Annotated in this window: 12 protein-coding genes; 1 reads left to right on the forward strand and 11 read right to left on the reverse strand. The window is 52.0% G+C overall.

Going from position 1 to position 13742, the window contains the following annotated elements; all coding sequences use genetic code 11:
- Positions 1–55 precede the first annotated feature (55 nt).
- The 4 genes from PGRAT_RS18650 to PGRAT_RS18665 form a co-directional block, all read right to left on the reverse strand.
- Positions 56–1516 carry a protein adenylyltransferase SelO gene (locus tag PGRAT_RS18650; protein ID WP_025707867.1) on the reverse strand — a complete coding sequence of 487 codons (1461 nt, stop codon included), beginning with the start codon at positions 1514–1516 and terminating at the stop codon, positions 56–58.
- 202 nt (positions 1517–1718) lie between these two features.
- A complete protein-coding gene (locus PGRAT_RS18655; protein WP_025707868.1) occupies positions 1719–2603 on the reverse strand; it encodes an amidohydrolase family protein in 885 nt (294 codons plus the stop codon).
- Positions 2590–5760 carry a GNAT family N-acetyltransferase gene (locus PGRAT_RS18660; protein ID WP_025707869.1) on the reverse strand — a complete coding sequence of 1057 codons (3171 nt, stop codon included), beginning with the start codon at positions 5758–5760 and terminating at the stop codon, positions 2590–2592. The genes PGRAT_RS18655 and PGRAT_RS18660 overlap by 14 nt, the downstream gene beginning before the upstream one ends.
- Before the next feature lie 137 nt (positions 5761–5897).
- Positions 5898–6242 carry a winged helix-turn-helix transcriptional regulator gene (locus PGRAT_RS18665; protein ID WP_025707870.1) on the reverse strand — a complete coding sequence of 115 codons (345 nt, stop codon included), beginning with the start codon at positions 6240–6242 and terminating at the stop codon, positions 5898–5900.
- A gap of 105 nt (positions 6243–6347) precedes the next feature.
- Between PGRAT_RS18665 and PGRAT_RS18670 the strand changes: the two genes are divergently transcribed.
- Positions 6348–7262, forward strand: coding sequence for an arginase family protein (locus PGRAT_RS18670; protein ID WP_025707871.1), 915 nt, complete (start codon positions 6348–6350; stop codon positions 7260–7262).
- 110 nt (positions 7263–7372) lie between these two features.
- On the opposite strand, the gene PGRAT_RS18675 is transcribed toward PGRAT_RS18670, so the two are convergent.
- From PGRAT_RS18675 to PGRAT_RS18705, 7 genes are read right to left on the reverse strand one after another with little or no spacing between them, the layout of a single operon-like run.
- The gene (locus PGRAT_RS18675; protein WP_025707872.1) at positions 7373–8146 is read right to left on the reverse strand and encodes a VOC family protein; all 774 of its coding nucleotides are present in this window, start codon (positions 8144–8146) and stop codon (positions 7373–7375) included.
- 3 nt (positions 8147–8149) lie between these two features.
- A complete protein-coding gene (proC, locus tag PGRAT_RS18680; RefSeq protein ID WP_337588176.1) occupies positions 8150–8956 on the reverse strand; it encodes a pyrroline-5-carboxylate reductase in 807 nt (268 codons plus the stop codon).
- Positions 8957–8973: 17 nt separating this feature from the next.
- The gene (locus PGRAT_RS18685; protein ID WP_025707874.1) at positions 8974–9822 is read right to left on the reverse strand and encodes a MetQ/NlpA family ABC transporter substrate-binding protein; all 849 of its coding nucleotides are present in this window, start codon (positions 9820–9822) and stop codon (positions 8974–8976) included.
- A complete protein-coding gene (locus tag PGRAT_RS18690) occupies positions 9819–10853 on the reverse strand; it encodes a uroporphyrinogen decarboxylase family protein (RefSeq protein ID WP_025707875.1) in 1035 nt (344 codons plus the stop codon). The genes PGRAT_RS18685 and PGRAT_RS18690 overlap by 4 nt, the downstream gene beginning before the upstream one ends.
- 29 nt (positions 10854–10882) lie before the next feature.
- Positions 10883–11542: a methionine ABC transporter permease gene (locus tag PGRAT_RS18695; RefSeq protein WP_025707876.1), complete on the reverse strand. Its 660-nt coding sequence runs from the start codon at positions 11540–11542 to the stop codon at positions 10883–10885.
- A complete protein-coding gene (locus PGRAT_RS18700; protein WP_025707877.1) occupies positions 11517–12560 on the reverse strand; it encodes a methionine ABC transporter ATP-binding protein in 1044 nt (347 codons plus the stop codon). The genes PGRAT_RS18695 and PGRAT_RS18700 overlap by 26 nt, the downstream gene beginning before the upstream one ends.
- Positions 12561–12594: 34 nt before the next feature.
- Entirely contained in the window at positions 12595–13737 is a 1143-nt protein-coding gene (locus PGRAT_RS18705) for an amidohydrolase (RefSeq protein WP_025707878.1), read from the reverse strand.
- Between the last annotated feature and the right edge of the window lie 5 nt (positions 13738–13742).

Raw genomic sequence — 13742 nt, forward strand, 5'->3', positions numbered from 1 at the left:
AAACGGCCATTAAAATAACCCGAGGAACGGCTTGCTGTTCAAGGTTTCCAAAAAATCAGGTACCGCAGAAGGTACGGTAAGGACTGGAGCAACTCTCAGGCAGTGTTGAGTACTCCTCCTGTTCTGGGGAGTAGGCATAGGGGTTCGAAAGCACCTCAAGAAACCGCTCCATCACACTGTAGTCGTCACGTTTTATCGCTGCTTCCAGGGCCTCCTCTACCCGGTGGTTACGGGGGATCAGGGCCGGATTGCTGCTGCGCATCAGCTGCCTGGAGGCGTCTTGCGATTGTTCCTGTCTGCCCAATCTAGCCTCCCACTGCTTCTGCCAGCCGGCAAATTCCTCAGTGCCAAACAGCACCATTTCTTCAGTTTTGCCCAAAGTTAGAGCTCTGAAGGTATTGGTATAATCCGCGCGATGCTTCTGCATCATGCCAAGAAGTTCCTCAATCAAAGATTCATCCTGCTGTTCTTCGTTAAAAATTCCCAGTTTCGCCCTCATTCCCGCTAGCCAGTTCTCGTGATACAGCTCTGTATAATCGGAGATTGCCTCCTCTGCCAGTTGGACCGCCTGCGACTCGTCGTCATGAAGCAGCGGCAGAAGAGTTTCAGCAAACCTGGCCAGATTCCAGGCAGCAATATTAGGCTGATTGCCATAGGCATACCGCCCCTCTCGGTCAATAGAGCTGAATACAGTATCAAGATTATAGGTGTCCAAAAAGGCGCATGGACCATAATCGATGGTTTCTCCGCTTAGGGCCATGTTGTCGGTGTTCATTACCCCGTGAACAAAGCCGGCGAGCTGCCATTTGGCAATCAGAGCTGCCTGACGTTTAATCACTTCGTGCAGCAGGGAAAGATAACGGTTAGCTGTACCTTCAGCTTCCGGATAATGTCTTTGCAAAGTGTAATCTGCCAGGGCCTTGAGCTCCCCTGTAACGCCTCTTGCGGCAGCGTATTGAAAGGTCCCGACCCGCAGATGGCTGGCAGCCACCCGGGTGAGGACAGCCCCCGGCTGCTCGGTTTCCCGGATTACCAACTCACCGGTGGCGGCTACGGCCAGACTGCGGGTCGTTGGAATGCCAAGCCCATGCATGGCTTCACTAATCAAGTATTCGCGGAGCATTGGCCCTAGAGCAGCCCGGCCATCCCCCCGCCGGGAGTATGGCGTCCTGCCTGCCCCTTTGAGCTGAATGTCAACCCGCATCCCCTGTGGAGTGATTTGCTCGCCAATCAGCACTGCTCTGCCGTCACCCAGCATCGTAAAATGCCCGAACTGGTGGCCTGCATAAGCTTGAGCAAGCGGCTCTGCCCCTTCGGGAACTTCATTGCCTGCAAAAACTGCAGTGCCATTATCGCCGCGCAGCCCTGGACTGTTCAGCCCCAGGGCTACCGCCAGCGGATTATTAACAATGATCAGCTTCGGTAAACGGACTGGCGTTGGCTTGATTCGTGTAAACAATGCTTCCGGCAGTCTCGCATAGCTGTTGTCAAAGTTCCATCCTGTATCCACCGTCATAATGTCTCCTTTTTTCTGTTGGGCTTCAATTTCTTAGTAGTGTACACTGGTGTTCATTTATTATGCCCTGCCCACTCAGAAACCGCTGCTCTTCAATTTAAGGGGTTCCCGGCACCCCTATGGGTCTGCAGAACTGCACATATTCGCTTTATATTTAGAATTTTATGCATATCTTGTCTTGAGATTCAGGAGATGGAACTTGTCAATCCGCTTTATGCTCCGCGATCCGCTGACGAATCCGCGGAAATAGCCCGAAGGCATTCTGGTAGAATACCTTTTCATGATGCTGCTCCGGGACGAGCCTGCGGATAAATTCTGCGTACAGATCGATTGGCGCCAGCGGCCAGTCGGTTCCGAACAGCATTTTCTCATAATGATCACAATAGACCAGCGCCCGGCGGAAATGGTCCATGAACAGCGGTTCATTCATGAACCGCTCAAAATGAGGCCGGTCACCGACGACGAGGCCGGACAAATCGGCGTATACATTCGGATTCTTGGCTGCCACTTCAGCAGCATCCATCACCCAGGGATCTCCCAGATGACAGATCATAAAGTTAACTCCACGCTGCTGATAGGCCAATTCATCTACAGTGAGCGGATGCGAATACTTCAGCAATCCGTTCATCGAGTAGGTATCGCCGGTATGGATCACCACGGGCAAGCTATACTTAGCTGCCAGCTCATAGACCGGACCATAGATCTTGTCATAGACATAATGGTGGTAATATCCGGCGTACAGCTTAACTCCCGCTACCTCCGGTGCTTGCATCCGCGCTTCGATCCGGTCAAGCTCCTCCTGGGCCTGCCCCGCGTTCAGCCGGTTTGGATTGATGCCTACACATTCCATCAGGAATGGAGGAACATCTTCCTCCAGATCAAGACCCATTGGATTGGGTGAACTGGAATCGGGAAAAGCTCCCTTCGTCTGCTCCGTAACCCCCATTCCGATGCCGAGAATGACGTTGTTCTTCTCAAACTCTGCTTTGAGGCCAGCAGCAGTGTAATCGACTTTGGATAGATCACTTGCTGTCCGGTGGAAGCTGTCGATGTCTGACAGATGGATATGAATATCAATGATCGGCATGTGAATTCTCCTTCCCGTCGGCTGTACCTGCAAAGCTCAGATGAAGTAAACCCCGGACATCTTCCGGGTCCAGTGCGATAGGTCCCAAGATCAGAAAGGTAGGCTGTGTCCAGAGCGTTTCCCCGTTCAGAAGAGAAAGCTGATAATTCACACCCTGACAGATCCCCTTGTTGTTCACATAAACTGCTGAGCTTTGATTAGGATAACTGCTCACCACCTGCAGCATATCCTGACGTGAAGCCGCGCCGATACGCAATAGTCCCTTGGATTGAAGCTGTGCCTCCAGCTTGCCGAGCGAGAATTGCCCTTGCCCCGGGACTTCTACCCATCCTTCTGTAAAGACTTCAGGCGAAGGTCTGAAGAAGTTATCATCGGCGAACGAATAATGCGGCAGCGCTTCGCCGCTTCCGTTGGTCACGGAATGCTGCACACAGAGAACAGGAACACCCGGCAGCATAAGGTAATGCTGATGGATGACTATTCCCCGGTTCACTTCGTGCTTCGTGATGCTGGTAGTAATACGGAGTCCCTTCCAGACATTGCCGTACACATCCTTCCGCTCTGCCCAATCTGTACTTCTCGGCTCCTGCTCCCGGCTGAATCCGCCTAAACGGGGGATATCCACACCGAGCCCGCCATGCCAAGGGTTCCACCAGGAATGCGGGACCGGTTCCGGGTACGAAGTATCCAGCCATTCTGCGCCGTTGTGCTTCAAGGAATGCACCACACTGCCAAAGCCGGGCGCAGCCGCTATGGAAAGAACCCCGTTGTTCACCGTATACACAGGACCTGCTGCACTCTCATCTATTTCACAGGTGACGCTGCCGTCAGTCTGAGGGAACCACAGAGCCGACCGCTCCTGAATCCAATCCTCGCCGCGGTACACGGCCCGGAGTTTCCGGCCCGGTTCGCCTTGTCCCTGGCCATTCTTGTTCTCGGAGGAAATCTCTATATGGGCTGAATGGAGGTGCTGTTCCGGGTCCAGTTCAACCACAGCCATTTGCCGTTCAGGTTCCCCACCTTCTTGCATATGCAGCTCGAGTCTCCCGGCAAGCGGTGCCATCTTTCGTTCGATCAGCTCCGCGCTCAGCAGCCCTGCTGCAAACGGATTGCCGCCGCCGACTACCAGTTCCAGGTGATTGTCCAGCAGCGGAACAACCGGGGCGGTCAATTTCAAGGCAAAGGAGCGGAAATCAGACCACTTGAGGAAGGTATTCAGCGCAAATATAACCGGGTTCGTTTTCACTACGGCTCCGGCAGCAATCCGGCCAAGCTCATGCTCCAAGCCGAGTGGATAATCCGAGCGGAGCAGCTTCAAGGAAGGGTCCCAACAGATCCCGCATGTGACGCTCTCTTCTTTGGAGAACAGCCAGTTTTCTGTAATTTTAGCGCTATCCCAATTCGCAGGATCGCTGGAGTAGGAGTTGCCCATATCGACATAACGGCCCTGGTACGGCAGGATGAGCCGGCTGCCGAAGAAACCAAAGTTCGTCAGCAAGTGCAAGTTTTCTTCCAGCGCTCTGCTGCTGGTATTGCATATTTCGTAATGAAATTCGGCAATGCCGTTCGCGGACAGCTTGGACACCGACTTGATCTGCAGGCCGGAGAAATCCTCCGACTCATATAGGGCTTCGAGAACCTGGTCCTCCCCTTCGGCATAGATTTTCACTTCTGCAGCCTGCTTTTTGGAGAATTCCTGTGAAAACGGCTTGCCCAGCTTCGGATAGTTCCACCAGAAATTGTGGCGGGAGCCGGGATACTCGATCCACATATTGTTATCCAGCTTGTTCATATGTAACGAGCATGCCCCGTTCACGGCGACCCACTGATCACCGTTTTGCCCTCCGTACCGGCCCTGCGTGCCTTTGAGCAAAGCGGAGAGCTTGCTTGTGAAGGTGAACTCTTTTTGTCCAGCGGGGACAGCCGTTACCTCTACCTCATGTGATAAAAGCCCGTAGGACCGCAGTCGGAATGGTGCGGGTATGGCTGCTTTGCCTTTCGCCGGTACCGTGAAGCGCACCTTACGGTCCGCCCATTCCACGATATCCGTCTCCGGCCATTCGAAGGAGAACTCTGCTTCCGTGGCAAAATGATTTTCTGCATTCAGGTAGAGCATGGCCGGAATACCCGGATACAGCCCGCCCGCTTGCAATGCAACCTTCATCTTGACCGGGAATTCCGGTGCGATGCCAATCCTGAATTCGGCCCGTTTGCCATTGATGACCCATATGCTCATAACCACAGGATGGGTCTTCTTGTTGTTCTGCTCTTCCAGGATCGGGTCCAGTTCAAATTCTCCTTCTATCATTACCGTTTCACCTGGAGCAATCGTTTGCGAGACATCCAGGGCATAACGGATACACTTATTATTCTGTCCCTTGATCTCAATCGTCATGGCAGCGGCTGAGCGGTTTTCAATACGATACTGAACCTTATAGGCGGAACCGAATACGAGATCATGATCATCGATAAATGTAGAGATTGCATAATCCGGTGTATCCAGCGCGGTCAGTCCGCGTCCGCTTTTCTCAAATTCCGCCCGTAAGGCAAGCGCTCCCTTGCGCCAAGTGTAATCGAAGAAATCGAAACCGCGCTCTGTGCGGCCATCCGGCTCAATCACCAGTTCACGCGTACTGTCAGCGTACCAGTCCAGCTCATCGAAGTAAGGAGCCAAGGCCTCAGTCTGTAAAAGAGTCGGAATAAAGTTCATGAGGTGAACGTAATCGTCATTTTTTTCCCAGAAGAACCCGCATTTCTTGTACATCGGTACAGCCTTGGTATTGCCTGCCCAGGTAAATAAATCGAGCCGCGGCCAGCCCGCTTCTACCGTCTGGCGGACAGCTTTCAGAATCAGATTGCGGCCAACCTTACAGCCGTGATAATCAGGGCGGACATTCAGCAGCGGGACATACATCGCGCCTTCATCCTGATGGTAGTGCGAGAAGCTGCAAAAGCCGACAACCTCCCCGCCGTCCACAGCAAGAAACGCATGAAGATGAGACGACACTTCCATCATCCGGCGGATACTGTCCTTTGTTTTCTGGCTGGTTCCGCCGCCCCAGCTGTCATTGCTGCGGTTCCACATTTCTGCAAGCGCTCCCGCGTAAGAAGGGTCATATTCGATAATCCGGACTTGCTCCGCAACGGTATTTGCCATGCATTCATCTCCTTATTTTCAATTACTCAAGGTCAAAAATAATAGATTGGTTACGGTGTACTAGATCATATTATACTATGGGATGGAAGAATATTACTAACGCCGGTTTCAAGCTCATATTAACTCTACTTTTCCCGCTATCTTCTATTCTGGTTTTTTGTTCCCCACTCACACAGCCCTTCCAAAACAGGCAACAGCGATTCCGCTTTATCTGTGAGGCTGTATTCAACTTTAGGCGGAACTTGAGGGTACTCCTTCCTTGTTACCATACCATCCGCTTCCAATTCTTTAAGCTGTGAACTCAAAGTTTTAAAAGTAATCGCACCTATCTGTCTTTTCAGATCATTAAAGCGGACCGGTTGATTTTCTGCCAGAAGGTAAATAATTACCATTTTCCATTTGCCGCCGATCACTGACAATGTATAACCAAAAGGTGTATCTTGAACATTTTTAACTTTTCCTTTAAATTCGGCCATACTCATATTCACACTATCCTTTCGGGTAGTACCTATCCTATTAGTGCGTACTACTTTTTTATTTGTGCCCAGTTTATACTAACCGTACTTTGATGTAAAGGAGAGCAAGAAATGACCCAAAAAACAATTCGTCTGTTAATGCCGCAATGGCAAGGCGGTAACAACCCAAACTACTCTTTTGGTGCCGAACTGCTTGCATGGCTGGCTCCGGACAATGATCAACCCCTTATTCACGTACCCGTTCAAGCCTATGATGGAACCCCGCTGCACAACGAGAAAGGCATGTATGGAAGGACACAGCTGCTTGAGCAATTAGAGGCTGCCCGGCATCTCATCGATGCTTATAAGCCGGACCGTATTGTAATGTTTGGCGGCGACTGCTTAGTCGAACAAGCCCCATTTGCCTATTTAAACGAACGTTATGACGGGGAATTAGGTTTAATCTGGATCGATGCCCACAGTGATTTAGTCAGATATATTGGCTATGACAACGGACATACTTTACCTCTTGGGAATCTTTTGGGAGAAGGAGATAAGGAGTTTGCAAGACATGTGAAAACCCCGCTCAAACCTGAAAATGTCTTTATTGCGGGATTAGCTGCTCCTACAGAGCAAGAAATGGAGGTGATTTCAGGAGCGTTTCATAGTCTTGGCATAACTCCTGAAGAACAAGATACAGAGATGATTCAGAGACTGGGTATAAGAACTGCCGGAACCCAAGAGTTAATGAACAGTACTGAATCTATAAAAGAGTGGATTAAGGAAAGTGGCATTAAACACCTGGCTATTCACCTGGATTTAGATGTGCTTGATCCAAAGGCATTCCGTTCCTTATTATTTGCCAACCCTGAAGCCCCTTATAATTATTCTCCTGCGGGAACCATGCCAATGCCTCTGCTATTGCATCTGATGAAAGAACTATCGGAAGCAACCGAGGTGGTCGGATTAGGTATAACGGAGCATATGCCATGGGATTCGATTAATTTAAAGAATCTTCTTGGAGAAATACCTATTCTAAATACGTAAAGTCATAAACCGAAATCGTATAGAATAATTATCTGCTTAATTATGAAAATGCAACAAAAACGCGCTCCCTTGCCGAGGCATCGGAGCGCGCTTCTTTTGCATCCCGTCTGTTAATTCGAAGCCTGGAACACATACTCCCCTTCGCCAATCCGGATGGTTTGTCCCGCCAGCAGTTCGGAGTCCGTGTCCAGGATTACCTGCATGAACCGGTTCTCCTCCCCTTTGACGAAATCGTAGAACTTATCTCCGATCCGCAAGACAGCGGATGTATCCGTTGACTCCACAAACTCCAGGCCAAACAAATTCGCCCATTGCCTGGCGGCAGCGGCAGGGTCCGACACGTGAAAGACCGCCCGTCTGATCTCGGCATGGCCCGCAGGATGAGGCCGGACGAGGCCGGAAGCCGTCAGCCTGGCCAACCGCTCTTCATCCGTTCCCTTCCACTGAATAATAAACGGATAGACCAGCCCCCCGAAATCTCCGGCGATGGTCATCATACGCCATTCGATCAAGCTGCCGGACATATCGAGGCGTTTGCCGTCCATAATGGGTGACAAGGTTAAGCCCGCTGCGGTTAACGAAGCTGCCATTGCCTCAATATCATCGGTACGGATCACTACCCGGCTCAGCACTTCATGTTCAGGCAAAGCTGCAACGGCATCCTTGACTACCAGATTGTACCCGGTGGACCGGGCCAATTCGGGCGACTCAATCCCCAGAAACTCGATGTAGGTCAGACCGAAGTAGCTTAACGTATTGAAGGTGCCCCAGTCCTTATGAGACCCTCCTTTAAAGGCAATCAGACCGTTTTCTCCAAAGACCTCAACGACATTGTCCAAATCGTTAATGTAATGAACCAAGTGATCCCATTGTTTGCTCGCCATTGTCTATTTCGCTCCCAGTTCAGTCGTTCGCTTGACCGCTGCCATTACACTGCGCTGCAGTCCGGCCGCGAAATCGCTGTTGTTCAGTTCATACAGACCGTGCATCCCCACCCCGCCCGGCGAGTTATTGATGTCCAGCAGCTGTCTGGGATGCAGCCCCGTCTGCCGCAGCATAAGCACGGCTCCTGCCATATTCTCCAGCGCGACATTCCAGGCCTGCTCACGCGGCAATCCTGCCAGCACACCGGCATCCACAAGAGATTCAATGAAATAATAGATGTAGTTCGGCCCGGCTACACCGTATCCGGTGAAGACATCCAGGAGCGCTTCCTCCATATACTGGACTTTGCCGAACCCAAGCAGGAATTCGTCTACCTGCGCCCGCGAAGCGCTGGCGTTCAGCACGACCCCGCTGTAGCCGTATCCCGTATCCGTCAGCGTATTTGGAATGACCCTGACAATCGGCCGTCCGGCTCCGAAAACTCCGGCCAGCTTTTCCAGTGTCAAACCGGCCACGATTGAAACGACCACGGCGTCCGGCGAAGCGAGCCGGGTTACAGCTTGTCCCAGTTCGTCCAGTGCATCCTGCGGCCGGACGGCCAGCACAATCAGTCCGGCTTCAGTAAGATATGCTTCCTGGCTCCGGCCCGTATCCACACCATAGGCCTTGGTCAACACCTGAAGACGCGCCTCATTGATATCCGTAACACTGATCCGGCCGGCGGCAATGGTCTGATTGGCTATGACTACCCGGATAATGGCCTCAGCCATCTGCCCGCCCCCGATAAAATGAATCCGTTGCTCAATCAACGATCTTCCCCCTCTGATTAGTTGTTCTTCCACGCTTCCGGCAGAATGAATCCGTCGTATTTCTCCAACCCGGTAATGTATTCCTCGAACTCTTTGGACTCGTAGGCAGCCTTCAGATCCTTGGCCCACTGCGTATTCTCATCCTTCCGGTTCACGGATACGATGATGCGGTGCTGCATAGGCGTATTTTCTATTTTGAGTGCGTCGGTAATCTTCTTGCCGGCGCTGGCGATGTAATTTCCGTTAATTACGCCGTAATCCACATCCTGCAGGGATACCATAATTTGTGCCGGGTCGAGAATTTTGATATCGATCTTATATTTATCCGGCTCCATGTTGTTGATGTTGAAGTCCGCTAGATTTGAGCCTTCTTTAATTTTAACCCAGCCCAGCTCTTCCAAAATGCGGAGTGCCCGCTCCTGGTTCACCGGGTCATTGGGAACAGCTACCGTTGTACCGTCCTTCACATCGTCAAGCGTAGTGTGCTTGACAGAGTAGATTCCTTGCGGCGCGCCAGGCACATAGGCGATTCCTACCATATCCGCGCCAATTTCGCCGTTAATAGCTTCCATATACGCTGTGCTCTGGAAGATGCTCGCATCGATCGTACCTTCCTTCATCGCCGGGTTGACCTGCATGTTTTGCGAGAAGGTCTTAATATCAACCTTGTAGCCCTGCTTCTCCAGAATCGGCAGAATCGCTTGGCGGAACTGCTCCTCATAGGTGCCGACGCCAAATCCCACAACAATCTCCTTCTTTTCACTTTCTGCTGCACCGGCTTTCGAGTTATCCGCCGCATTGTTGGAGCCACAAGCCGTCAGAACCAGAACGAAACCAATCAGGAATAGGGTCATTGCTTTTTTCATACGCGAATCTCTCCTTCAAATACGGATTTTTTTAACTGTACCAATGCTTCGTCGGTAACATTAAGCGGAATGGCACAGTTGGGAGCGAGTATAAAAGGCTGATCCTTCATTTGACCCAGCGCTTCCGCAGCTTGCCGCTGAATTTGCGAAACGTCGTTGGCGGCAAACAGGGCGTGATCGACACCGCCAACCTTCGTCGCGGTCAATGCGGCTTCCAGCCCCGGGTTTCCTTCAGCCTTCGTATCCCAGCTGATCCCGTCCACCGGATAGTCGTTGAACCGTTCGGGATGGGCATGAGCTCCACAGGTATGGAGCACATTTTTCCCATAGCCCGCAGCGTCCAATACAATACTGTCATAAGGTCTCGAAAATTCGTTAAATAACGACTCATCAAACATCCCAGGGTGTGCAGTCCCCGTCACCGCATAGAACAGGCCGTCTGATCCCGCCCGCTTCAGCTCCTGCACATAATCGGCCATCGTCAGGGAGATCGCATGCAGGGCATGGTGCGCTGCCGCCCGGTGTTCTTTGAACAAGGAATCCAGGGTCACCGGCTGCTCGATGCCGAACACGGTCGGGTACACATAAGCGGAACGCCCGACAATAAACAGCAGCACCGTCAACGGGGAGAAGACTGTCTGGATTAAGGGTGTATCCGGCAGCCCCCGGCGGATTTTGGCTACAGCTTCAAGCTGCTCCAATAATGGGGCTGACTGTGTGGCCTTTTTCACTTCAAGCTGCCACAGCTGAGATGCTGCCGGAACCGCCGTTGTAAGCTGCCGGGGAAATACCGTCCTATACTGGCCGAAATCATATTCATTTCCCCAAGCTTCGGCCAAATAGGTGGCTCTGGGGTTGATCTTCACCCAGTCCCAATCATATTGCCTGGTAAAAGCGATGGTCGTCTCAGCCAGATCGTCCGCATTCTGCTCCCTGTCAATGAAATGGCGCCAGCCGCTGACGATGGGCCGGTCCGCCTGCTCCCCCGATAAAATCGCCTGAAACCGTTCCTGTCTGCTCCATTTACTCAATTCGTTTGCCTCCTATTGTAAGACAAGCTCTAATAGCGGCGGATCTTTCTCGCTAACGAGTTGCCCAAAGATTGAATTCCCTGTACGAAAATAACAAGTATAACCACCGTCGCAACTACAACTACAGTGTCAAACCGTTGGTACCCATACACAATCGCCAAGTCTCCGACACCGCCGCCGCCGACCGTTCCGGCCATCGCCGTTGCGCCAATCAACCCGATGGTTGCCGTGGTCAAAGACAGAATCAGCGAGCCGACAGCCTCCGGCAGCAAGAAATAGCGGATAACCTGAAACGGAGTGGCTCCCATCGATTCTGCCGCTTCCATAATGCCAGGATTCACCTCAAGCAGGGAATTTTCGACCAGACGACCGATATACGGAGCGATATACAGGATGAGCGGTACAATTGCGGCGTTTGTTCCGATGGAGGTATGGACAATCATCCGGGTGAACGGAATAATTGCGACAAGCAAAATGATAAAAGGCAGAGAACGAATAATGTTGATAACCGGATTAAGCAAGGTATAGAGCAGCTTGTTCTCCAGAACACCCCCGGGACGGGTAACGACGAGCAAGATGCCGATGGGTATCCCGATCAACGAGCCTACGAACAAGGACATCCCCACCATATAGACCGTATCGATGATTGCTTGTATAAACTGCTCACTGGTCACTGTTGTTGAGAACATGCTTATCCACCTCCTCCAAATCGATTTCTCTACGCTTCAGGAAGGCAAGCGCTTTGTCCATTTCTTCAGAACTTCCCTTAAGTTGAATGATCATCGTCCCCAGGGTGGTGTCCTGAATCTCCGTCATATTGGCAAACAGAATATTGACCTTGACATCGCTTGCGCGGATCAATTCGTACAATACCGGCTCCGAGGCGCGTTCCCCGAAGAATTCCAGCTTGTACAAACGGCCTCCCTCATCTGTCGTCAATGTTTTCCTCATGCTGCCAGTCATACTGGTCTGAATAACCGTACTCACAAAATTCTGTGTCGTCGGATGCTGCGGATGCCCGAATACCTCCAGCACGCTGCCCTGCTCGATGATCCGGCCGCCTTCCATCACCGCCACCTTATTGCAAATCTCCTGTATTACAGACATTTCATGGGTAATAATCATAATCGTAATATGATATTCCGCGTTAATCCTCTTGAGCAATTGTAAAATAGAGCGGGTCGTCTGCGGGTCCAGCGCCGAGGTTGCTTCATCGCATAGCAGCACTGAAGGATTCGAAGCCAGCGCACGGGCAATGCCCACCCGCTGCTTCTGTCCACCCGACAATTCGCTCGGGTAGCTCCCTGCTTTGTCGCTCAAGCCGACGAACTCGAGCAGTTCCATGACGCGCTGGTGAATCTCGTTTTTATTCTTTTTGAGCAGCACAAGGGGAATTGCCACATTGTCAAAGACCTTTTTGGATTCCAGCAGGTTGAAATGCTGAAAGATCATGCCGATATTTTTTTTGGCGGCACGCAGCTCTTTATCGGTGTACGCTCCCAAATCATGCCCGTCGACAAACACCTGCCCCTTCGTCGGCCTTTCCAAGTAATTGACCAGCCGGATCAGCGTGCTCTTGCCCGCGCCGCTATAGCCGATCACTCCGAAGATATCGCCTTTATCAACCTTCAGCTGAACTCCCTTAATGGCATCATTTGAGATTCCCTTGCGGAGATACGTCTTGTAAACGTCTCTTAATTCGATCATCACCCATCCGCTCCTTTCATTAAATGTTCTGGGGCTAAGCCTGCTCCTTCAGCTGCACCAGCGCCCGCTCGGCTAAGAGTGCAAAATAACGGGCGGCAGGAAGCAGAGCGGCTTCGTCCACGTCGAAGCGCGGATGATGCAGCGCATAAGCGGGACCCGTGCCGATATTTACAAAAGCGCCCGGTATTTGCTGCAAATACAGCGCAAAATCTTCCCCCCCCATTTGCGGCGGGATATCATGTACCTCATACCCGGCCTGCCCGGCGATCTCTTTGCTGAAGTCAGCCCAGACGCCGTCGTTGATCGTCGCCGGCGGTCCCGGAGCCCAATGCAGCCGTGCCTTCGCTCCGGCGGCTCCAGCGATGCCTTCAATGATTCGGGTCATTTTCTCCGGCATGCTTGCGCGAATTTCTTCATTATAAGTGCGGACGGTTCCCTCCAGTTCCACCCGTTCCGGCAATACGTTCCAGGTATGGCCTCCGTTGATCCGGGTGACACTCAGCACTACCGTTTCCCTTGCACCGCATTGACGGCTGACGATGGTTTGGAGCGTAGTAATAATCTGAGCTGCCGTTACGATCGCATCCACGCCATTCTCCGGTGTGGCGGCATGGGCGCCTATCCCTTCCACCGAAATTTCAAACCGGTCGACCCCTGCCGTGAATGGTCCTGTTCTCGTCCCGAAGGTTCCTGTCGGCAGTTCCGGCGAGTTATGCAGCCCGAATATGGCGGCCACATCGTCCAGTCCTCCCGAAGCCAGCACACTCTCGGCGCCATGACCGGTTTCCTCCGCTGGTTGAAACAGAATTTTCACACTGCCCGGCAGCCCGGCTTCACGGGCTTTCAGCAACATTGCGGCTCCCAGCATGACCGCTGTATGAAAATCATGGCCGCAGGCGTGCATTTTTCCCGGAATTCCCGACGCAAACGGCAACCCGGTCTGTTCCTCTATCGGAAGTGCATCGATATCGCAGCGGATAGCTACGACGGGTCCTTCACTCTGCCCGACTTGGGCAATAAGCCCGGTTGGCAAAGGAAGATCCAAGACGGAAATATGTGCCTTGGCCAGCCATGTCCGCAGCTTGTCCGTTGTCTTAAATTCTTCGTAAGATAATTCCGGCTCGCGATGCAGACTTCTGCGAACGTCAATCAAGTGTTGTTCCAGTGCTTGCATCATTTCAT

Source organism: Paenibacillus graminis, from assembly GCF_000758705.1.
Lineage (GTDB): Bacteria > Bacillota > Bacilli > Paenibacillales > Paenibacillaceae > Paenibacillus_AQ > Paenibacillus_AQ graminis.